The 20,838-nt window shown below is 55.2% G+C and carries 18 protein-coding genes; 13 read left to right on the forward strand and 5 right to left on the reverse strand.

All coding sequences use genetic code 11. The annotated features are described in order from the left end of the window. The first annotated feature begins 6 nt into the window (after nt 1-6). The 4 genes from ftsH (at nt 7) to LNA76_RS11375 (ending at nt 4,977) form a co-directional block, all read left to right on the forward strand. Entirely contained in the window at nt 7-1,920 is a 1,914-nt protein-coding gene (gene ftsH / locus LNA76_RS11360; RefSeq protein WP_094195836.1) for an ATP-dependent zinc metalloprotease FtsH, read from the forward strand. A 23-nt stretch (nt 1,921-1,943) separates the two neighbouring features. Beyond that, nucleotides 1,944-2,786: a dihydropteroate synthase gene (gene folP, locus LNA76_RS11365; RefSeq protein WP_162496907.1), complete on the forward strand. Its 843-nt coding sequence runs from the start codon at nt 1,944-1,946 to the stop codon at nt 2,784-2,786. Beyond that, on the forward strand, nt 2,783-4,126 hold the full coding sequence (gene glmM, locus LNA76_RS11370) for a phosphoglucosamine mutase (RefSeq protein WP_108727992.1): 1,344 nt from the start codon (nt 2,783-2,785) through the stop codon (nt 4,124-4,126). Before folP ends, glmM begins: the two co-directional genes overlap by 4 nt. Nucleotides 4,127-4,194: 68 nt before the next feature. After that, a complete protein-coding gene (locus LNA76_RS11375; protein WP_094195838.1) occupies nt 4,195-4,977 on the forward strand; it encodes a GNAT family N-acetyltransferase in 783 nt (260 codons plus the stop codon). Nucleotides 4,978-5,277: 300 nt separating this feature from the next. Here the strand turns inward: LNA76_RS11375 and LNA76_RS11380 are convergent, their stop codons facing one another. After that, nucleotides 5,278-6,768, reverse strand: coding sequence for a Ppx/GppA phosphatase family protein (locus LNA76_RS11380; RefSeq protein ID WP_230019095.1), 1,491 nt, complete (start codon nt 6,766-6,768; stop codon nt 5,278-5,280). Nucleotides 6,769-7,007: 239 nt separating this feature from the next. Here LNA76_RS11380 and ppk1 point away from each other — a divergent pair, with 239 nt between their 5' ends. From ppk1 to pstB, 5 genes are all read left to right on the forward strand, one after another. After that, a complete protein-coding gene (gene ppk1 / locus LNA76_RS11385; protein ID WP_094195840.1) occupies nt 7,008-9,080 on the forward strand; it encodes a polyphosphate kinase 1 in 2,073 nt (690 codons plus the stop codon). A 97-nt stretch (nt 9,081-9,177) separates the two neighbouring features. Beyond that, entirely contained in the window at nt 9,178-10,221 is a 1,044-nt protein-coding gene (pstS, locus tag LNA76_RS11390) for a phosphate ABC transporter substrate-binding protein PstS (RefSeq protein WP_108727991.1), read from the forward strand. Between the two features lie 220 nt (nt 10,222-10,441). Then, nucleotides 10,442-11,380: a phosphate ABC transporter permease subunit PstC gene (gene pstC / locus LNA76_RS11395; protein WP_094195842.1), complete on the forward strand. Its 939-nt coding sequence runs from the start codon at nt 10,442-10,444 to the stop codon at nt 11,378-11,380. Nucleotides 11,381-11,392: 12 nt separating this feature from the next. After that, the gene (gene pstA, locus LNA76_RS11400) at nt 11,393-12,256 is read left to right on the forward strand and encodes a phosphate ABC transporter permease PstA (protein WP_094195843.1); all 864 of its coding nucleotides are present in this window, start codon (nt 11,393-11,395) and stop codon (nt 12,254-12,256) included. A gap of 33 nt (nt 12,257-12,289) precedes the next feature. Next, nucleotides 12,290-13,069, forward strand: a complete 780-nt coding sequence (gene pstB, locus LNA76_RS11405; RefSeq protein ID WP_009463840.1) for a phosphate ABC transporter ATP-binding protein PstB — start codon at nt 12,290-12,292, stop codon at nt 13,067-13,069. 354 nt (nt 13,070-13,423) lie between these two features. Here pstB and LNA76_RS11410 read toward each other — a convergent pair whose 3' ends face one another. Together LNA76_RS11410 and LNA76_RS11415 are read right to left on the reverse strand one after the other, a co-directional pair. After that, nucleotides 13,424-15,049 carry an acyl-CoA synthetase gene (locus LNA76_RS11410; protein WP_230019096.1) on the reverse strand — a complete coding sequence of 542 codons (1,626 nt, stop codon included), beginning with the start codon at nt 15,047-15,049 and terminating at the stop codon, nt 13,424-13,426. 270 nt (nt 15,050-15,319) lie between these two features. Further along, nucleotides 15,320-15,721, reverse strand: a complete 402-nt coding sequence (locus LNA76_RS11415; protein WP_094195845.1) for a hypothetical protein — start codon at nt 15,719-15,721, stop codon at nt 15,320-15,322. Between the two features lie 223 nt (nt 15,722-15,944). Between LNA76_RS11415 and LNA76_RS11420 the strand changes: the two genes are divergently transcribed. Genes LNA76_RS11420 through LNA76_RS11430 form a run of 3 tightly spaced genes read left to right on the forward strand, consistent with a single transcriptional unit; the run spans nt 15,945 to nt 18,518 of the window. Further along, on the forward strand, nt 15,945-16,493 hold the full coding sequence (locus LNA76_RS11420) for a PepSY domain-containing protein (protein WP_094195846.1): 549 nt from the start codon (nt 15,945-15,947) through the stop codon (nt 16,491-16,493). A 1-nt stretch (nt 16,494) separates the two neighbouring features. Beyond that, entirely contained in the window at nt 16,495-17,160 is a 666-nt protein-coding gene (locus LNA76_RS11425) for a response regulator transcription factor (protein WP_094195847.1), read from the forward strand. After that, the gene (locus tag LNA76_RS11430) at nt 17,157-18,518 is read left to right on the forward strand and encodes a sensor histidine kinase (RefSeq protein WP_108727987.1); all 1,362 of its coding nucleotides are present in this window, start codon (nt 17,157-17,159) and stop codon (nt 18,516-18,518) included. Before LNA76_RS11425 ends, LNA76_RS11430 begins: the two co-directional genes overlap by 4 nt. Before the next feature lie 173 nt (nt 18,519-18,691). Here the strand turns inward: LNA76_RS11430 and LNA76_RS11435 are convergent, their stop codons facing one another. Next, nucleotides 18,692-19,093, reverse strand: a complete 402-nt coding sequence (locus tag LNA76_RS11435; RefSeq protein ID WP_094195849.1) for a DoxX family protein — start codon at nt 19,091-19,093, stop codon at nt 18,692-18,694. Between the two features lie 82 nt (nt 19,094-19,175). Between LNA76_RS11435 and LNA76_RS11440 the strand changes: the two genes are divergently transcribed. Then, nucleotides 19,176-19,901 carry a transporter substrate-binding domain-containing protein gene (locus LNA76_RS11440; RefSeq protein WP_094195850.1) on the forward strand — a complete coding sequence of 242 codons (726 nt, stop codon included), beginning with the start codon at nt 19,176-19,178 and terminating at the stop codon, nt 19,899-19,901. Here LNA76_RS11440 and LNA76_RS11445 read toward each other — a convergent pair. Further along, nucleotides 19,885-20,790 (reverse strand): LysR family transcriptional regulator, encoded by a 906-nt coding sequence (locus LNA76_RS11445; protein ID WP_230019097.1) that lies wholly within the window; start codon nt 20,788-20,790, stop codon nt 19,885-19,887. The genes LNA76_RS11440 and LNA76_RS11445 overlap by 17 nt on opposite strands. Nucleotides 20,791-20,838 lie beyond the last annotated feature (48 nt).

A 20,838-nucleotide genomic window follows, 5' to 3' on the forward strand; every position in this document is an offset into this window, starting at 1 on the left:
TTGGCTTTGAACAATTCGTTTTCCAAAGTCGCGATCTGGATGGTTATTGCGCTGGTGCTGTTTACTGTTTTCAAGCAGTTTGACGGCCGGCCACCAGCCACTGATGGCGTCACTTATACGCAATTCATGAATGATGCCCGTTCTGGTCGCATCAGCAAGGTAGATATTCAGGGCGATACCCTGCATGTCACGCCGGACTCTGGCCGCAGCTACACGCTGACGTCCCCCGGTGACCTGTGGATGGTGCCTGAGCTGGTGAAATCCGGTGTGCAGGTATCGGGCAAAGCCCGCGAAGAGCCCTCTTTTCTGACCAGTCTGTTCATCTCCTGGTTCCCCATGCTGCTTTTGATTGGCGTTTGGGTGTTCTTCATGCGTCAGATGCAAGGTGGTGGTAAGGGTGGGGCATTCAGTTTTGGCAAATCGCGTGCGCGCTTGCTGGACGAAAATACCAATCCTGTTACTTTTGCGGATGTGGCTGGCTGCGATGAAGCCAAGGAAGATGTGCAGGAGCTGGTGGATTTTCTGCGTGATCCCACCCGCTTCCAGCGTCTGGGTGGCCGTATCCCGCGTGGCATCTTGATGGTCGGTTCGCCTGGTACTGGTAAAACCTTGCTGGCACGTGCCATTGCAGGCGAGGCCAAAGTGCCTTTCTTCAGTATTTCCGGTTCCGACTTCGTGGAAATGTTTGTAGGTGTGGGCGCATCGCGTGTGCGTGACATGTTCGAGACAGCCAAGAAGCAATCGCCTTGCATCATCTTTATCGACGAAATCGATGCTGTGGGCCGTCAGCGTGGCGCAGGTCTGGGCGGTGGTAACGACGAACGCGAACAGACCCTGAACCAGTTGCTGGTGGAAATGGACGGTTTTGAAACCGGCCAAGGGGTATTGGTTATTGCTGCTACCAACCGTCCTGACGTACTGGATCCCGCTTTGCTGCGTCCTGGCCGTTTCGACCGTCAAGTCGTTGTTGGCTTGCCTGACATTCGTGGTCGCGAGCAGATTTTGAAAGTACACATGCGCAAAGTGCCTTTGGCCTCCAACGTGGACGCCGTGGTGCTGGCTCGTGGTACACCGGGTTTCTCTGGCGCTGATCTGGCCAACCTGGTTAACGAAGCTGCCTTGTTCGCAGCGCGCCGTAATGGTCGGACTGTGGATATGCAAGACTTTGAGCGTGCCAAGGACAAGATCATCATGGGTGCAGAACGCCGCACCATGATCATGCCCGAGGAAGAGCGTCGCAACACTGCTTATCACGAAGCCGGTCACGCCTTGGTAGCTTGCATGCTGCCCAAGACGGACCCGGTTCACAAAGTCACTATCATCCCTCGTGGTCGTGCTTTGGGTGTCACCATGCAATTGCCCGAAGGCGATCGCTACAGCATGGATAAAGAGCGCTTGCTGAACATGATTGCGGTTCTGTTCGGTGGCCGTATCGCTGAAGAAGTGTTCATGAATCAGATGACCACAGGCGCATCGAACGACTTTGAACGTGCAACGCAAATTGCTCGTGACATCGTGACTCGCTACGGCATGACAGACTCCCTGGGGCCTGTTGTCTACGCCGAGAATGAAGGCGAGGTCTTTCTGGGCCGCAGCGTTACCAAGACAACGCACGTGTCCGAAGCCACCATGCAGAAAGTGGACTCCGAGATTCGCAAGATTATCGACGAGCAGTACGCCGTTGCCCGCAAGCTGATCGAGGACAATAGCGACAAGATGCATGCTATGGCCAAGGCCTTGCTGGAGTGGGAAACCATTGATGCCGACCAGATCGACGACATCATGAAAGGTTTGCCACCACGGGCTCCTCATGTGCCCAACAGCAATGACAGCAATTCCTCCGACGGTTCTACGCCGCCAGCCGCTGGTCCTAAACCAGCCGATGACGAGGGTGCCGCGGCGACAACGCCAGTTGCTTAACTTACGTAGGCCAAGCCTATTTCATGAATTACCCTGAGTGGTCTTGTGGGCGCTTCCAGTTTGGGCTGGAGCGCCCTTTGGTTATGGGGATTGTGAATGTCACCCCAGACTCCTTTTATGACGGCAATGCTCATAATGACTTGCCTCGGGCGCTGGACCACGCCCGTCAGTTAATCGCCGAGGGCGCAGACATTCTGGACATTGGTGGCGAATCGACTCGCCCTGGTGCCGAACCCGTTTCCCTGGAACAAGAGCTCGAGCGCGTTATCCCTCTGATTGAAGGCTTGCGCGACAGTGGTGTGGCCTTGTCGGTGGATACATTCAAGCCCGACGTCATGCGTGCCAGCCTGGCGGCCGGCGCGGACATGATCAATGACATTTATGCTTTGCGCATGCCCGGCGCCATAGAGGCGGTCAAGGACTCCGATTGCGGCCTGTGTATCATGCATATGCAAGGCGAGCCCAAAACCATGCAAGAACAGGTTCACTATGACAACGTGGTCGTTGATGTACGTCATTTTTTGCAACAACGATGTGAGGCCATAGTCAGCGCAGGCATTCAATCCGAGCGTATCATGCTGGATCCCGGTTTTGGCTTCGGTAAAACAGCGGCACATAACTATCAGTTACTACGGGATTTGCAGCAGGCGGCAGTGCCCGGTTACCCCTGGCTTATTGGTTTGTCGCGTAAATCTATGATTGGCCATGTCACGGGAAAACCCGCCAGTGAGCGTTTGATTGGCAGTCTATCGGCAGCCCTTGCCTGTGTGGCACGGGGAGCAAAAATTGTGCGCGTCCATGATGTCGCCGCCACGCGCGAAGCGCTGGATGTGTGGAACGCGGTTGAATGTGGAGTCTCTGAATGAGCGATCGTAAATATTTCGGCACCGATGGTGTCCGTGGTGAAGTAGGTGGCCCGACCATTAACCCCGAATTCGCCCTGCGCTTAGGGTACGCTGCCGGTCAAGTTCTGGCTGCCCAATATGAAGGAACGGGCCGTCCTACCGTAGTGATTGGCAAGGACACCCGTATTTCCGGCTATATGCTGGAATCGGCGCTGGAAGCCGGCTTGTCGGCTGCGGGGATTGACGTGTTGCTGGCTGGCCCTGTGCCTACGCCTGCTGTGGCATATCTGACGCGCACCTTGCGCCTGACGGCCGGTATCGTGATCTCTGCCTCGCACAACCCGTATTACGACAACGGTATCAAGTTTTTCTCCGCACAGGGCACCAAGCTGCCTGACGAGATTGAGCTGAAAATTGAGCAGGCCATTGACCAGCCCATGCATTGGGTGAAGTCTGAGTCCCTGGGCCGTGCCCGTCGCCTGGCCGACTCGGCTGGTCGTTACATTGAGTTTTGCAAGAGTGCCTTCCCGAACGACCTGAACCTGAATGGGCTCAAGATCGTGGTGGATGCGGCTCATGGCGCTGCCTACAATATTGCCCCACATGTGTTCCGTGAGCTGGGTGCAGAGGTCATTGCCGTGGGTGTTCAGCCTGATGGTTTCAACATCAATCAGGAAGTCGGTGCGACCTATCCGGAGAAGTTGGCTGAGGAAGTGCGCAAGCACAGTGCCGATTTGGGTATCGCTCTGGATGGGGATGCGGACCGCCTGCAAATGGTTGATGCCCAGGGACGCATCTACAATGGCGACGAACTATTGTATCTAATTGTTGCGGATCATCTGCAGTCTCAGCCTGTCAAAGGCGTGGTTGGCACCTTGATGACCAACCTGGGCTTTGAGAAGAAAATGCAGGAATTGGGCGTGGAATTTGCGCGTGCCAAAGTGGGTGATCGCTACGTGCTGGAATTGATGCAGCAAAAAGGCTGGGTCTTTGGTGGTGAAAGCTCGGGTCACCTGCTGTGCCTGGATTGGCACACGACAGGCGACGGCATTATTGCCGCCCTGCAAGTGCTGACTGCCCTGTGCCATAGCGGTAAAAGCCTGCCAGAACTGACGGAAGGCTTGAAGATGTACCCACAAATTATGGTCAACGTGCCGTTGCAGCCGGGCCAGGACTGGAAAAACCATGCAGGTTTGCAACAGGCAACCCGTGACGTGGAGAAAATGTTGGGTGACCGTGGCCGGGTGCTTATTCGCGCATCGGGGACTGAACCCAAGCTGCGCTTGATGGTAGAGGCCGAGCAAGCCGATCTGGCTCAAGCCGGTATTGATACCTTGCTTGCAGTGGATTTAATGAAATAGTAATGTGGCTATCAAATACCTGAAACATTGTTTGTGCATGATGCATAAAAGTGTTTGGAGTCATCACGATGCTAAATCTTGAGCGCGAACGTACTGAAGTGGATTGGGGAAATACTTGGGCAGGGCATACTGTTGGAGGCTTGGCCTTGCGTCTGGCTCGTACCCAGGCAGAACTCGAATGCCTTCAGCGCTTGCGTTTTCAGGTTTTCACCCAGGAAATGAACGCCGTCTTTCCAGACCAGCATAATGGTCTGGATATAGACCGCTTTGACCCCTGGTGCGAGCATTTCATGGTTACCGAGCCCGGGGAGAACCGGGTTGTAGGGACCTATCGCTTGCTGACCCCTGAAAACGCAAGTAAAGCGGGTGGTTATTATTCGGAATCTGAGTTTGATATCAGTGCCCTGGATGTGCTGCGTCCCAGCATGGTCGAAGTGGGGCGTTCCTGCATCCATCCCGACTATCGTACTGGTTCAGCCATCATGATGCTGTGGGGCGGTATTGCTGCTCTGACGCGTGTCGGTGGTTATCGCTACCTGCTGGGTTGCGCCAGCGTCAGCCTGCGCGATGATGGGGTCACAGCCGCCGAGGTCTGGCGTGTGGCCCAAAAGTCCATGCAGGACAACAAGCACATCCCGCATGTGCAGCCTTTGAATCGCTATCCGGTTGAGCGACTGAACAGCGATTTGCCAGCGCGTATCCCGCCGTTGATCAAAGGCTACCTGAAGCTGGGTGCCACGATTTGTGGAGCGCCAGCCTGGGATCCGGATTTCAATACGGCAGACTTTCCTGTCTTGCTGGATCTGGAGGCCATGGACGAACGCTATAAACGCCACTTTGGCCTGGTCTGATTGCGTACTGCTCAGGCCGGAGCAAATCGGGCCTGAATAGGGCCTGTGAATAAAAAGAACCCCCGAAAGTTGGATAGCAATCCAACTTTCGGGGGTTTTTTAGGTTTTGATGATCTGCTTGGCTTGGCTTGGCTTGGCTTGTGGCTTTGCTGGGTATCGCTCAGCCCACTTATTGCTTGGCCGGCTAGTGTGAACCACACGCCAGTCAATGTGTCTGTCAGCCTGGGCCAGAGCAGCTACAGGCCGGGTGTATTGTTGTTCGACAGCCCACCCAGCCTCTACACTCTTAGCGCGTCCTGTTCAGACCAGCTCCAGGCTCAGATCATTGATATCACTTTGCCAGGCCTGTACTTCGGCCAGCAAAGAGGCCTGGGTCAGGGGATGGCTGGCCATCCACTCATGGTCCAGCTGAATCTGGACGGTTTTTCCACGAGTCCGCAGGCTTAGCGGTAAGGTTTCTCTGTCTTCACGGCGGCGCATCAACATGACCGCCAAGCGCAGGCTCAATAATGTCAGCCACCAGGTGTTATTGCTTTCAAAGCGTTTGAGCTTGCCCAGCTTGCCTTGATGACCCAGGCTAAGGAAGCTGAGCAACATCTGATCGTCATTGGAAAAGCCGGGCATATCGGCATGTTCCAGCACATAAGCGGTGTGCTTGTGGTAATCCGCATGGGCAATGCTCAGGCCTACTTCGTGCAGATCAGCGGCCCAACCCAGTTGACGTTGCAACTCCTGTACCTCTGGCGTATCGGGCAGCTTCAGCTGTCCGAAGAACCGCATGGCAGCGTCGTGCACACGATGCGACTGGCGCGTATCGACCTGATAGCGTTTCATCATTTGCTGCACCGTCTGGTCGCGCTGATCGTGCTCGGACTCTCGACCCAGCATGTCGTAGAGCACCCCTACTCGCAAAGCGCCTTCACCGGGCAACATCTGGCGAATTTTCAGCTCCTGGAAGGCGGCCATCATAATGGCCAGACCGGCTGCCAGCACCGGCGCGCGATGAGGCTTGATACCGCTCAGGTTGCGCATGTCTACCTTGCCATCGTGTACCAGGCGTTTGCGCAAAAGTTCCATGCCTTCCAGGGTAATGCCCTTTTTGGACATGCCATTCTCTTGCAAGATAGCAACCAGACCCTTGGCGGTACCGGAGGAGCCATAGGCTTCTTGCCAGCCTGTCTTGCGGTACTGGCGCGTAATGCCTTCCAGTTCACGACGAGCGGTCAGAATTGCATTGTTCATGCGCTCTTCGGTAATTACGCCATCGGCAAAGAATTTGTCGGTATAGCTGACACAGCCCATGTACAGGGAGGACAGCAGCAAGGGTTTTAAGCCCTTGCCAATAATCACTTCAGTCGAACCGCCACCTATATCAATCATCAGACGGCGGTTGGGGGAGGGGGGCAGTTCGTTGCTGATGCCGGAGAAAATCAGACGGGCTTCCTCGTGGCCGGAGATGACCTCGATGGGAAAGCCAAAGGCTGCCTCGGCAGCCGGCAAAACCTCGCTTAAATTGCGTGCCACTCGAAAGGTGTTGGTGGCCACGGCACGAACGCGATTGGGGTGAAAACCGGCCAGACGTTCGTTAAAGCGTTTCAGGATGACGACAGCGCGTTCAATGGCGTCGGGACTGATGTACTTGTCCGGGCCCATGCCGGCGGCAAGTCGGACAGATTCATTAAGGCGGTCAATGGTGTAGATCTGGGCATGACCGTTGTGCTGAACGACTCGTCCAATGGATAAACGAAAGCTGTTGGAGCCCAGGTCCACAGCGGCAAGAAGTTGTTCCATGAGGCATTGCTCGGGATGATTACTGTGCGATTATAAGGACATTAATCATGGGTTTTGTTTCGTAAACCGCAAAATTAAGAAAAGTTAGATCAAAAACCTCGCCACAGCGATGGTGTGATGTGTGCAAGTGCTCTGTCTGCTTGTGAGGGGGGTAGCCATGCGTCCAGGTCATCGCACTGTAATATTCATGTAGTAAAAGTCTCACGATCCTTCTTTTTTGGCTTTTTAACGATCTCACCATGCTGCCTTCTCCCGATTCGACCTTGCTAAACCGTGAGTTGTCCTTGCTCAAATTTAATGAGCGAGTGCTGGCCATGGCCGAAAATTCCACTACGCCTTTGCTGGAACGTTTGCGCTATATCTGTATTGTTAGCTCTAATCTGGACGAATTTTTTGAAATTCGTATTTCCAGCCTGAAAGAACAGATTTTGCAAAATCCTCATCAGGTGGGAGATGATGGGTTTTTGCCTCAACAGGCTTTTGACAAAGTTCAGGCTGCGACACATCAGTTGATCGATAGACAGAACGAGCTCTTGATGGCCGATGTATTGCCCAAGTTGATGGATGAAGGGATCGGGCTGTTGTTGACGGCGCACTGGACGCAGGCTCAACGGGAGTGGGCGTACCAAACCTTTATGCGTGATGTCATGCCTTTGCTCACGCCCATTGGCCTGGACCCGGCCCATCCTTTTCCTCGTGTCTACAACAAAAGCCTGAATTACATTGTTGAACTCAGTGGCGAGGACGCTTTTGGTCGTACCGGCACGATTGCTATTGTGCAGGCACCGCGTGCCTTGCCGCGTGTGATCCGGGTACCTGACGATATTGCCGGCATTCCCCAGGGTTACATGCTACTGACCTCATTGATCAGTGTTTTCGTGCAGGAGTTGTTCCCTGGTATGGATGTGAAGGGGTGCTACCAGTGGCGTGTTACCCGCAACAGCGATTTGTTTGTGGACGAGGAAGAGGTCACTAATTTGCGTGCCGCCTTGCAAGGCGAGTTGTCTCAACGTAATTTTGGTGCCGCTGTCCGTCTGGAAATCGACCATTCCATGCCCGAGCGTCTGGAACGCTTTTTGCAAAGTGAGTTTTCGCTGGAGGCACCCGACACCTATCGGGTGAGTGGCCCAGTGAATTTGTCGCGTTTGATGCAGTTGTGCAATGTTCCCGATCGCCCTGACTTGCTGTTTGCGGATTACCGAGCCCCCATTCCTGCCCCTTTTGATTCGTCCTTTGAATCACCTGCTCAGTTTTTTGACACGATTGCACGCAAGGACCAATTGCTGCATCACCCTTATCAGTCTTTTCAACCGGTCTTGAGCTTTTTGCGTGCAGCGGCGGCCGATCCAGCGGTGGTGGGTATCAAACAGACCATTTATCGCACCGGTGAGGATTCGGAGTTGATGAATATTCTTTTGTCGGCAGCGCGGGCTGGCAAGGAAGTGACGGTCGTTGTCGAGCTGATGGCCCGTTTTGATGAGCAGACCAATATCAACTGGGCGGCCAAGCTGGAAGAGGTGGGCGCTCATGTCAGTTATGGGGTGGTTGGCCACAAGACTCACGCGAAAATGGTGTTGGTCCTGCGCCGTGAAGCCGGTGTCATTCGCCGTTATGGACATTTGGGCACTGGTAACTATCATCCACGCACGGCCCGCTTGTATACGGATTTCGGGCTGCTGACTGCTAATCAGGAAGTATGCGAGGACATGGATAAGGTGTTTTCCATGTTGACGGGCCTGGGAGCCTGGCGACCGTTAAAGCAACTATTGCAATCACCCTTTACTTTGCATGACAGCATGATGGATCGGATTCAGGCCGAGACCGAGCGTGCTTTAGCGGGTCAAAAGGCCCGGATCATGGCCAAGATGAACTCCTTGCTCGAGCCCAAGATTATTCAGGCCTTGTACGATGCCAGCCAGGCCGGGGTCAGGGTGGATCTGATTGTGCGTGGTGCTTGCGCCTTGCGTGCCGGAGTGCCGGGCCTATCGGAAAATATTCAGGTTCGTTCGATTATCGGGCGCTTTCTGGAACACTCGCGTGTTTTCTATTTCTACAATGGTGGCCAGGAAGAGGTTTTTATCTCCTCGGCAGACTGGATGGATCGCAACTTCTTTCGTCGGGTGGAGTTGGGAGTGCCGGTCCTGGATCGCAGCCTGAAAAGGCGGGTCATTGCCGAAGCCTTTACCTATGCCTTGCGGGATAACCAGTTGTCCTGGAAAGCCAGTCCGGATGGTACGTATAATCGCATCCGAAGTCGTGGTGCACCGTTCAATTTGCATCAGCATTTGATGCAGCGCCTCGGTGGTGTGTGAAAAATAAGACTGTCATGAACATGTCACATAGCCTGTTTACTATGTCTTCACATACAGGGTGGGCCTGTCATCTGACTATCATCAAGAGGATTTCTCGATGTTAAAACGTGTATTCAACAAGGTAAGTATTGCTCTGGCGTTCAGCGCTTTTGCGGCCACTGCCACAGCTGCAGACGTAACCGGTGCGGGTGCGTCGTTCCCTTACCCTATTTATGCCAAGTGGGCGGCTGAATACGCCAAACAAACGAACAACCGTGTTAACTACCAGTCGATCGGTTCGGGTGGTGGTCAACAGCAGATTATTGCCAAGACCGTGGATTTCGGCGCTTCGGACGATCCAATGAAGGTCGAGACGCTGGAAAAAGAAAACCTGTTGCAGTTCCCCGCCGTGATCGGTGGTGTGGTGCCTGTGATCAATGTGGAAGGCATTGAGCCTGGCCAACTGAAACTGTCCGGTAAAGTACTGGGCGATATCTACCTGGCCAAGATCACCAAGTGGGATGACGCAGCGATCAAAGAGCTGAACCCCGAGCTGACCCTGCCTAACAAGGACATCGTGGTGGTTCACCGCTCCGACGGTTCGGGCACCACCTTTGGTTGGACCAACTACCTGTCCAAAGTGTCTCCAGACTGGAAATCCCAGGTTGGTGAAGGCAAGGCGGTAAAGTGGCCTACTGGTCAAGGTGGCAAGGGTAATGAAGGCGTGGCCGCTTACGTCCGTCAACTGCAGAACTCGATCGGTTATGTTGAGTACGCTTACGCCAAGCAAAACAAGCTGTCCTGGACTCAGTTGAAGAACAAGGACGGTCAGTTCGTCCAGCCAGGTCAGGAAAGCTTTGCCGCCGCCGCTGCGAACGCAGACTGGGCGGGTACGCCTGGCATGGGTGTGATTTTGACCGAAGAGCCTGGTGCTCAATCCTGGCCTATCACAGCAGCGACCTTTATCTTGATGCACAAGGTGCAGGACAAGCCTGAGAGCGGTAAAGAAGTGCTGAACTTCTTTAACTGGGCCTTCGAGAACGGTGCCAAATCTGCTGAAGAGCTCGATTACGTGGCTTTGCCTAAAGACGTGACCGACAAGATCAAAGCGGTCTGGGCTGCTGAGATCAAGTCCAAAGACGGCGCTGCGGTCTGGAAGTAAGATTCGTGTTCAAATACAGGTCAGTTGTAAATTGATCTTGCGAGACGGCCCACCACTAGGTGGTGCCGTCTTTATTATGTAAAAATTACGGTTTTGTCTTGGACGCACCGCGCGTGCCCCGATCGTTTTGCTGGACCTGAACGTGCCTTGGCTGTTACAGAATCCATAAATCGATTGCAGTGCGTTTGTCCCATTCCGGCCTGACCCTTCATCTGTCTACATGAAATCAAATCAGAACGCCTTTATGGACGGCATTTTCAAGAACATGACGCGCTCGTTTGCGTTTCTCGTGTTCATATTGCTGGCTGCCATCTCTATTTCCCTGATCTATGGAAGCCGGGAATCCATTGCCGAATACGGTTTCTCTTTTCTCTGGACGAATAACTGGGATCCGGTCAATAACGAATATGGCGCATTGGTGCCCATTGCCGGTACCTTGCTCACCTCGCTGATTGCGCTCTGTATTGCAGTGCCGGTCTCTTTCGGGATTGCCATGTTCCTGACGGAGCTCTCGCCTGCCTGGCTGCGTCGCCCTCTGGGTACGGCCATTGAAATGCTGGCCGCGATTCCCTCCATTATTTACGGTATGTGGGGCTTGTTTGTTTTCGTGCCCCTGTTCCAGCGCTATGTGCAGCCCAGCCTGATCTCCTTTTTTGATGGGGTGCCCGTGCTGGGTCAGATCTTTGCAGGCCCTCCCTTCGGGATTGGTGTGTTTACCGCCGGTCTGATTCTGTCCATCATGGTGATCCCCTTCATTACGGCCGTGATGCGCGACGTGTTCGAGCTGGTCCCTCCCATGCTCAAAGAGTCTGCCTACGGTTTGGGCAGCACGACCTGGGAAGTGATGTGGCGTGTGGTTCTGCCTTTCACCAAGAACGGGGTCATTGGCGGGATCATGCTGGGTTTGGGGCGTGCCTTGGGTGAAACCATGGCCGTCACTTTTGTGATTGGTAACTCCTTTAACTTGCCAAGTTCGCTGTTCTCGCCGTCGAACTCGATTGCGTCGGCCCTGGCCAACGAGTTTAACGAGGCCGGTGGCATGCAGAAATCCGCCTTGCTGGAGCTGGGTCTGATCCTGTTCCTGATCACCACGGTTGTATTGGCGATCTCCAAGTTGCTCTTGTTGCGTCTGGCCAAGAACGAAGGCACGTCGCGCTAAGGATCACCTACCATGTTTGATAAAAAATCCGCAATTAGTCTGAGCAACCCGATCTACAAACGCAGGCAGGTGTTCAACCGCCTGATGCTGGGGGTGTCTTTTGCTGCTTTGATCTTTGGCCTGTTCTGGCTGTTCTGGATCATCTGGACCTTGATTGAAAAGGGCAGTAGTGCCATGGCCTGGTCCTTGCTGTTTGAAAGCACACCGCCTCCAGGTGGCCAGGGTGGTTTGTTGAACGCCATCGTTGGCAGTGTCATGATGGCGGGCGTTGGTACCCTGATTGGTACGCCTATCGGCATTCTGGCCGGGACCTATCTGGCCGAGTACGGTCAGCGCGGCTGGCTGGCACCAGCAACCCGCTTTCTGAATGACGTGCTGCTGTCGGCCCCGTCCATCATTATTGGTCTGTTCATCTACGCCGTGTATGTGGCCCAGGTGGGACACTATTCGGGTTGGGCCGGTGCGCTGGCTCTGGCCATTTTGGTGATCCCGGTGGTCGTGCGTTCTACCGACAATATGCTGATGTTGGTCCCCAATGGCCTGCGTGAAGCAGCGGCCGCTTTGGGCTGCCCCAAGTGGAAGATTGTGATGTCCATCTCCTACCGTGCAGCCTTGCCCGGTATCGTGACGGGTGTTCTGCTGGCCGTGGCTCGTATTGCTGGTGAAACGGCTCCCTTGTTGTTCACCGCCTTGAACAACCAGTTCATGTCCCTGAACATGAACGCGCCGCTGGCCAACTTGCCTGTGGTGATTTTCCAATATGCTGCCAGCCCCTTTGAGGACTGGAACCGTCTGGCCTGGGCAGGTGCGGTGCTGATTACCTTGCTGGTCTTGGGTATCAATATCCTGGCTCGCAGCCTTTTCCGCCAAAAATAACGTTTTCACGGAGCGCCCTAGTCGGCCAACGCTATGAGTCAAATTATTACCTCCGACGAATCGACCAAGATTGAAATCCGTAACCTGAATTTCTTCTATGGCAAATTCCATGCCCTGCGCAATGTGAACATGTCTATCAAGGAAAAGAAGGTTACGGCCTTTATCGGACCTTCCGGTTGCGGTAAATCCACCTTGCTGCGCACGCTGAACCGCATGTACGAGCTGTACCCCGGCCAACGTGCTGAGGGTGAAATCCTGCTGGACAATGAAAACCTGCTGACGTCCAAGCAGGACATTTCCTTGATCCGCGCCAAAGTGGGTATGGTGTTTCAGAAACCGACACCGTTTCCCATGAGTATTTACGACAACGTGGCCTTTGGCGTGCGTTTGTTCGAGCGCCTGAGTAAAGGTGAAATGGACGAGCGTGTGGAATGGGCCCTGTCCAAAGCCGCGCTGTGGAATGAAGTGAAAGACAAGCTGCACCAAAGCGGTAACGGCTTGTCCGGTGGTCAGCAACAGCGTCTGTGTATTGCCCGTGGTGTGGCGATCAAACCTGAAGTTCTGCTGCTGGACGAGCCTTGCTCGGCGCTGGATCCGATTTCCACCGCCAAGATCGAAGAGCTGATTGCTGAGCTAAAAGCGGACTACACCGTGGTGATCGTGACCCACAACATGCAGCAAGCAGCACGTTGCTCGGATTACACCGCTTATATGTATCTGGGCGAGCTGATGGAGTTTGGTGAAACTGACCAGATTTTCGTGAAACCGGCTCGCAAAGAAACCGAAGACTACATTACCGGTCGTTTCGGTTAATCAGACGGATGCAGGCAAAGCTGTCTTATGGGGCTTTGTCTGGAGTCTGGTAGCCAGCTATACCCTGGTACGGAATTACCGTTTCCGTATGACAACACCCTAATCCTTGGACAGAAATCTAAGGATTAGGGTGTTTTGTTGTCCGGGATAGTCAAAAACAAGATTGCTCCAATCCGTACGGGTTTACTCATGTGCCGCGTGATGGGGGCGGCACGGACAAGCAGTGCTTGAGCCTTGCTCTGTACTTGGTCGATGGGAGTATGGCGCTCACTGAAGCACCATACACTCCTACGTTCAGCATCTGGGCTGATTGCCGCGCTGATCCCACCTCTTTGTTGGGCGATAGCTGAATCGCTACTGACTTAACTTGCGCAAAGCATGACGTATGACTTTGCCCGTGGTGGTCATGGGCAGGGCATCCACAAACTCAATCTGCCGTGGGTATTCATGTGCCGCGACCCGGCGCTTGATGTGCTCCTGAATCTCTTTGACCAGCGCTTGGGAGGGTTCGACCCCTTCTTTGAGCACAATAAAGGCTTTCACCACTTCAGTGCGCTCCGGATCGGGCACCCCTATGACTGCTGCCATCGCCACAGAGGAATGCCCCATCAGGCCATCTTCAATCGGGCCGGGGCCAATCCGGTAGCCGGAGCTGGTGATCACATCATCATCCCGGCCTACGAACTGGATATAGCCGTCCTCGTCCTGCATGCCTTTATCGCCGGTCAGCAGCCAGTCTCCCACAAACTTTTCGCGGGTGGCGTCCGGTTTTTGCCAATAGCCCAGAAACATGACCGGATCGGGGGCTTGCACGGCAATATGGCCTTCAACACCGGTTCTCTGAATCTGCCCCTGATCATCCACAATGGCGACTTTGTGGCCGGGTACGGCCTTGCCGATCTTGCCGGCCTGACCAGGAAACCAGGCCGAACAAGAGGACACGATCATATTGCACTCGGTTTGTCCGTAGAACTCGTTGATGGTGATGCCCAGTTCCTGTTTTGCCCAATCCAGTAGCTGCGCACCCAAAGATTCCCCGCCGCTGGCAATGGATTGCAGCTTCAGGGGCCATTGCTCGCGTGACCATTGGCTGCGACGCAGCATTTTCAGTGCCGTGGGCGGCAGAAAAGTATGCGTGACGCCGTGTTCAGACATCAGCTTCCAGGTGGCTTCGGCATCGAATTTGGGAAAGCGGTAGGCCAGTACGGGAATGCCGTGATGCCAGGCGGGTAGCAGTACATCCAGCAGGCCGCCAATCCAGGCCCAATCGGCAGGGGTCCACATCAGGCCTTCGCCGGTGGGCAGAAAGTTGTGCGACATCTCCACGCCCGGCAGGTGCCCCAGCAGCACACGGTGGGCATGCAGCGCGCCTTTGGCCGAGCCGGTGGTGCCGGAGGTATAGATCAGCACGGCGGGGTCGTCTGCTCGGGTGTTCAGGGTGCGTGGTGCCGGTTCCGGGTGGGCGGCAATGGCTTGCCACAGGGACAGCGCCTGTTCCTGATCCTGCTGGCTGTCACTTTGATAAAGATATTTGAGTTGCGGCAGATGCTCACGCAGTGGCAGCAGCGTCCCCAGTCCTTGTTGATCGGTAATCAAGGTGCTGGCGCCGGAGTCATTCAGGCGATAGCGCAGCGCATCCGTGCCGAACAGGGTGAACAAGGGCATGGCAATAGCGCCAATCTTGTAGGTTGCCAAATGGGCTAGAGCGGTTTCCAGCCCCTGCGCCAAAAAAATGGCGATACGGTCACCTGCCTGTATTCCTTGGGCTTGCCAGGCGGCAGCCAGCGAGTCGGACCAGGCTTTGAGTTGATCGAAGGTGTAGCGTTTGACCTGGCCATCAGGCCCTTGCTGGATCAGGGCAAGACGTCCAGATCCGTCGGCCCACTTGTCGCAAACATCGTGAGCGATGTTGTAGTGTTCGGGGATGGACCAGTGAAATTCCGAGTAGCTTTGCGAGTAAACAGAATCAGCAGACAGCATGAGAGACACGTTTCCCAAAGGTGAAATAGACTTTCATCCTAACCCCTTATGCGGGATGTCCCTATCCGGGCTAGCCAGTAGAAAAAGAAAAACGGCGCCAGGGGATGCGCCGTTTTTCGTCCTGCTTGCTTGCCACTGCCTTGATGGGAGCGGCAAGGTCCAGCTACCGACTTTGACTGTTAAAACAACAAGGGCTTGTCACTTCAAACGACTGATTGCGAACAGCAACGGCTTAGGGGAAAGTGATACGGATAAGCCGGGATACAAAACTTATTTGGCTTCCCTGCTGGTACCGTCACGGTGTCCGTCGCGGTGGCCGCGACGATGTTGACCGTCGGTTTTACGTTCGACGACTGTAAAGGCACCGTTTTCGCCTTCGGAGCGGACACGAACGACCTTGCCGTCCTTATCCACCACCATGGCCATGATGCGGTCGCCGCGCTGATGCAGGCTGCCGACCTTGCTGTAGCCTGCCTCTTTCAGACGCTGGTAGGCTGGGCCAATATCGGTGACGTCGTTCGCGGTCAGTGGTTTATGGTCACGGGCCTGACGGGTCTGTTTTTGGGTAGTTTGTGTTTGGGCTGTGCTTGTGGCGTCCTGTGCAATGGCAGCAGTGCCACCCAACAGGCTTGCGCTCACTACCAAGGCAGAAAAGAGGGAAGTGCGTTTCATGTATAGCTCCTTCATGTAATCAAAAAGTGGTGCTGTCAGATTCCTGGGTAGCTTCCTTTTGAGATGGGAAGGTTGATTTGTCCTGTCAGCCTGGTGCCCATTATGGATAGGTGGCTCTGAATCTAAACTGAAGCCGCTGTTCATGTTATGTTCATCCGCAGCTTGCTATATAAGGGGGCGTGGTCGTTTGATCCCTCTTTTTTGTTTGCACCTACCGATTCTCATGACGTCCATTAAACAATCCGCATTGCTGATGAGTTTGGCCGCCGTTCTGACGGCGGTGATGCCATTGGCATTTGCCCATTCCCATGATTCTCCTGACTGCGGCAGCAAAAAGCAGCGGGGCGATTCGTCGTGGGACAGGGATCAGCGTTCGGATTGGTCGGGACATGATTACGTCGGGGATGATGACTGTTTTCGTCGCCTACCCCCGCTACCACCTCCGCCCGAACCTCCCCCACCTAACGAGCGTTTCGGCCCCAGTCCGTACTGGCCTCCAGGGCCGGCCTACCGTGGCCACGATCAGGCCCGTGAGGCCGTGCGCCGTGGGGAAGCCTTGCCGCTGCGGGAGGTGTTGAAACGGGTGAGGGAAACGTATCCCGGTCGAGTGCTGCGTGTGCAGTTTGAATATGACGAACGCGTTGAGCTGTGGGTGTATGAGTTACGCATGCTGGTTGACGACAACCGCCTCCTGCGCCTGAAAGTGGATGCTTTGACCGGCAAGGTGCTGCGTGTGCGTGGCGTGAAACGTTCACACTCCCGAGGACATTGATATGCGGATACTGGTTGTTGAAGACGAACCTACCTTGGCAGCGCAATTGCAACAGGCGCTGGAGCGGGCGGGCTATGCCGTTCAAGTCGCTCATGATGGCGAGCAGGGGCATTACCAGGGCGAGGTTGAAGCCTTTGACGCAGTCGTGCTGGATCTGGGCTTGCCAGGCATGGACGGGGTATCGGTATTGCGTCGCTGGCGCGCTTCGGACATTAATATGCCGGTGCTGATTCTGACGGCCCGCAATGACTGGCACGACAAGGTTGAAGGCATGGATGCCGGTGCTGACGACTACGTGGCCAAGCCCTTTCACATGGAAGAGTTGCTGGCCCGTATGCGGGCCCTGCTGCGCCGTGCGGCGGGGCAGGCGAACCCGCGTTTGCAGTTGGGTAAATTGGAGCTGGATGCGCGCTCGTCCTCGATCAGTTGTGCGGGCATGGTTCTGTCTCTGACCAGTCATGAATACCGCTTGTTGGCATTTATGATGCATCACCCCGGTCAGGTTTTGTCACGTACCCAGTTGACTGAACATATTTACTCGCAAGACTTCGAGCGTGACTCCAATACCATCGAGGTGTTTATCGGTCGTTTGCGCAAAAAGCTGCCCCCCGGCTACATCGAAACGGTGCGAGGCATGGGCTACCGTCTGGTGGACCCCGAAGCATGATTGCCTGGCGGGGTCACTCCATTTTGGGTTCCTTGCGTGGCCGCTTGCTGCTGGGGACCTTGGCCTGGATTCTGATCAGTATTGTGCTGGCCGGCTTGGGCTTGAATCGCCTGTTTCAAGACCATGTTTATCGTCAGTTCGAGCAGCGTTTGCAAACTCATCTGGACCAGATCATGGCGGATGTGAATCTGGACAATGCGGATGGCGTTACCCTGCAATCGCGTCTGAGTGATCCTTTATTTGAACAACCGTATTCCGGCATGTACTGGCAGATTGCCCGCCAGGAGGTGGGCAGCGATCAGTGGAGCGTCGTTTTGCGGTCAACTTCTTTGTGGGACGAAGCCCTGGATGTGAATGCGCCTGATACGCCCAGTGGCGTTCTGTCACTGACCGGCCCGGAAAAGCAGCGACTGGTGGTGCTGCGTCAGGAGCTGGACGAGGTTAACGACAAGGGCCAAAGCTTGCAGATCATGGTGGCGGGCAAGCGGGAGCTGTTGGCCGAGCCCTTGGCCCGTTTTGAGCGGATTCTGTTCCTGTCTCTGGGCGGTTTGGCCGTGGGTCTGATTCTGGCGGCGATCTTGCAAGTGGTGCTGGCCTTGTATCCTTTGCATCTGTTGCGACGCCGTTTGCTGGACGTGCAAGAAGGCCGTGAGCCGCAAGTTGGTGGTAGTTTTCCCAGCGAAATTCAGCCCTTGGTGGATGATTTCAATGCGGTGCTTAGTGCCAATGCGGGCATGGTGGATCGTGCGCGGGCGCAGGCTGGAAATCTGGCCCATGCCGTCAAAACCCCGCTAACGATTATGGGTAATGCAGCCCAGGCAGAAGATCCGCATTTGGCGGCTGTGGTTAGCGAGCAGGTGGCCTTGGCCCAGCGTCAGGTTGATCACCACTTGTCTCGTGCACGGGCCATGGCGGTAAGAGCCATTGGCGTGCGTACCGATGTGTCTGCCTGTCTGCAGTCCCTGTGCCGGGTGATGGGACGTTTGCACAAGGATAAGCAGATTCATCTGGATGTGTCCGAGCAGGAATTGGTCTTTAAAGGCGAAGAGCAGGATTTGCAGGAGATGGCCGGTAATCTCTTGGACAACGCCTGCAAATGGGCCACACAAAATGTGTGGTGTCAGGTGTGGCAGCAGGACAATGTGCTGCATCTGGTGGTGGAAGATGATGGCCCTGGCCTGGACCCGGAGCAGCTTGAGCGTGTGTTTGGCCGAGGTCAGCGTGCGGATGAGCGGCACCCTGGCTTTGGTTTGGGGTTGGACATTGTGCGTGAGCTTGCGCGCAGCTATCAGGGCAAGGTGCAGGCCAGTGTGTCGGAGAAAGGTGGTTTGCGCCTGGATTTGACCTTGGCGAGTTAAGGTAGGAAGCTTGGGTGCCAACACCAACACCAGTGTCGTTGAGGGTAGAGGCGTCTGGGGCTGGCAGATTGAGTGGCTGGTGCTAACAGGGTCAGGTGGTGGTAGTGGCTTGATCATCCATGAAAAACGCCCGGCGAGGCGGGCGTTCTTTTAGCACAGGGTTGGGGCCAGCCTTAGTTCCAGGGGCCGCCATCACCACCCAGGCTGTAGCGTCCGGCACCAATCAAGCCTACGGTCAGCGCACCAATCAGGAACATCCCTTGCAACTCCAAAGCCCAAATGCCTTGGGCATTGAAACTGCTGATCTGGTTGCTGTGGGCCAGCAACAAGGCAATGACCATGTTCATGGCTACAATCAAACCGCCAGCACGGGCGTAAAAGCCCAGAATCATCAGGACCGGAGCAATTACTTCGCCTATGTAGACACCCCAGGCCAGAAAGCCGGGCATATTGTTGGCGATCAGCATTCGTTCAATGCCGCCGATGCCATAACGTATCTTGGCGATGCCGTGCAGCAGAATCAACACACCGACCGTGACACGCAGCAAGAGTTTTCCAAGATCATCACGAGACATAGAGGCGCTCCATTATGTAGTGGGACAGGAAGGTGCGTTATTGTAGAAGACCGGGTTCTTAAAAGTATGACGGAGCATTTACATGACACAAAAGCAGGCTGTCGCAGCAGAACTGGCCCCCAGCGGGGTGTTGCGTGTTGCCATGAATTACGGCAACCCCGTCCTGGCCCAACGCGGTGCCAATGAACAGTCGCCCAAAGGGGTGTCGGCCGATCTGGCTCACAGTGTGGCGCAAGAGCTGGGCTTGAGCGTGCAATTTCGTGGCTACGATGCGGCTCAGGCCGTGGTGGAGGCAGTGTATCGGGATGAGTGGGATTTGGCTTTTTTGGCGATTGATCCCAAGCGTGCGGAGAAGATCCGCTTCAGTGAAGCCTATGTACACATTGAAGGTACGTATCTGGTACGCGAGGAATCTGCCTTTCAGACCGTGGATCAACTGGATCGGCCAGGCCTGTGCATTGCGGTTGGTAAGGGCGCGGCCTACGACCTGTTCCTGAGCCGTCATTTGAAACATGCCGATCTGGTGCGGGCAACCACCTCTGCTGATGCCATCGATCTGTTTGTAGAAGAGGAGCTGGATGCCGCTGCCGGTGTGCGTCAGCCTCTGGAGCGTTATGCGAGTTCCCGCAGCGGTTTGCGTGTGCTGCCCGACAGTTTTACCGTGATTCGTCAGGCCATGGCGGTGCCTTCGGAACGTACCTTGGCTCACGCTTGGGTCGAGGCTTTTATTGCCCGGCAGAAGAAAGAGGGGATGGTGGCCCAGTTCCTGGCCGATAGTGGTCAGGCCAATGTCACGGTGCCGGAGTAGGGAGGACGCGGTTATTTAGCTCGTCTTGCAGGGCCTGTCTGAACAGGGCCTGCGCTTTGCCCACATTCTGCCCCTTGGATTGCAGTAGATAAATGGGCAAGTCCAGCCCGTTGCTGCCGGTAGAGAACTGGATACGGTGCAAACGGCCAGACTCCAGTGAGGGCCGCAAGCACGACAAGGGCAGATTTGCCCAGCCTAAACCCCGCTCCACCAGTTCCAGCGTCAGGGACAAGTTGTCCGTTTTCCACTGACGCAGGCTGAGCATGGAGCGGTCTTTGTTGAGATCATTGTCGGGGCTGGTAATGACAATCTGCCGGTAGGCTTTCAAGTCCTCCAGGGGGCGCGGGCCACCTCGCACCAAGGGATGGTCAGGCGCGGCGACGGCGCTAATGGTTTCGGTCCACAAGGACTGGATGATCCCCACGCTTTCCAGTTCCAGTCCGCCGTAGGCAATGCACAGATCCAGCTCGCGTTTTTTCAGGGCCTCGACCAGTGTGTCTTGCGGCGCGGTTCGCAGCTCTATGTCCAGGCCGGGATAGCGTTGCTCCAGAGCCTGCAAGGCAATCAAAGCCGGTTTGGGATCAACGTCGCAGACGATACCCAGTCGCAAATGACTTTCCAGTCCCCCTGACAATTCCTGCAAATGCAGCCGCAAACCCTGCAAGCGGCTGGCGATCAGTTTGGCCTCGGGCAGCATGGCCAGCAGTTCGGCAGTCGGTACGGGTTCACGGCGGCTGCGATCAAATAGCGTCAGGTCCAGCTCGGCCTCCAGATTGGCTACGGCCATGCTGACGGCCGATTGCGTCCGTCGCAAGGCCCGTGCTGCAGAGGAAAAAGAGCCGTGTTCGACCACGGCCAACAATAGCTCCAGATGATCGCTGGTAAGCATGATTCAACTTATAAGTAAAACTGATGGAATCTGACTTTTTCTAAAAGA

The organism is Alcaligenes sp. MMA (genome assembly GCF_020907215.1).
Classification (GTDB): domain Bacteria; phylum Pseudomonadota; class Gammaproteobacteria; order Burkholderiales; family Burkholderiaceae_B; genus Alcaligenes; species Alcaligenes aquatilis.

Coding starts and splice junctions, on each gene's coding strand:
- LNA76_RS11420 (WP_094195846.1), top strand. CDS start 15,945: ATGACGTCCATTAAACAATCCGCATTGCTGATGAGTTTGGCCGCCGTT.
- ppk1 (WP_094195840.1), top strand. CDS start 7,008: ATGCTGCCTTCTCCCGATTCGACCTTGCTAAACCGTGAGTTGTCCTTG.
- LNA76_RS11380 (WP_230019095.1), bottom strand. CDS start 6,768: ATGGAACAACTTCTTGCCGCTGTGGACCTGGGCTCCAACAGCTTTCGT.
- LNA76_RS11430 (WP_108727987.1), top strand. CDS start 17,157: ATGATTGCCTGGCGGGGTCACTCCATTTTGGGTTCCTTGCGTGGCCGC.
- LNA76_RS11445 (WP_230019097.1), bottom strand. CDS start 20,790: ATGCTTACCAGCGATCATCTGGAGCTATTGTTGGCCGTGGTCGAACAC.
- LNA76_RS11375 (WP_094195838.1), top strand. CDS start 4,195: ATGCTAAATCTTGAGCGCGAACGTACTGAAGTGGATTGGGGAAATACT.
- LNA76_RS11410 (WP_230019096.1), bottom strand. CDS start 15,049: ATGCTGTCTGCTGATTCTGTTTACTCGCAAAGCTACTCGGAATTTCAC.
- pstA (WP_094195843.1), top strand. CDS start 11,393: ATGTTTGATAAAAAATCCGCAATTAGTCTGAGCAACCCGATCTACAAA.
- pstC (WP_094195842.1), top strand. CDS start 10,442: ATGAAATCAAATCAGAACGCCTTTATGGACGGCATTTTCAAGAACATG.
- glmM (WP_108727992.1), top strand. CDS start 2,783: ATGAGCGATCGTAAATATTTCGGCACCGATGGTGTCCGTGGTGAAGTA.
- pstB (WP_009463840.1), top strand. CDS start 12,290: ATGAGTCAAATTATTACCTCCGACGAATCGACCAAGATTGAAATCCGT.
- pstS (WP_108727991.1), top strand. CDS start 9,178: ATGTTAAAACGTGTATTCAACAAGGTAAGTATTGCTCTGGCGTTCAGC.
- folP (WP_162496907.1), top strand. CDS start 1,944: ATGAATTACCCTGAGTGGTCTTGTGGGCGCTTCCAGTTTGGGCTGGAG.
- LNA76_RS11435 (WP_094195849.1), bottom strand. CDS start 19,093: ATGTCTCGTGATGATCTTGGAAAACTCTTGCTGCGTGTCACGGTCGGT.
- LNA76_RS11440 (WP_094195850.1), top strand. CDS start 19,176: ATGACACAAAAGCAGGCTGTCGCAGCAGAACTGGCCCCCAGCGGGGTG.
- LNA76_RS11415 (WP_094195845.1), bottom strand. CDS start 15,721: ATGAAACGCACTTCCCTCTTTTCTGCCTTGGTAGTGAGCGCAAGCCTG.
- LNA76_RS11425 (WP_094195847.1), top strand. CDS start 16,495: ATGCGGATACTGGTTGTTGAAGACGAACCTACCTTGGCAGCGCAATTG.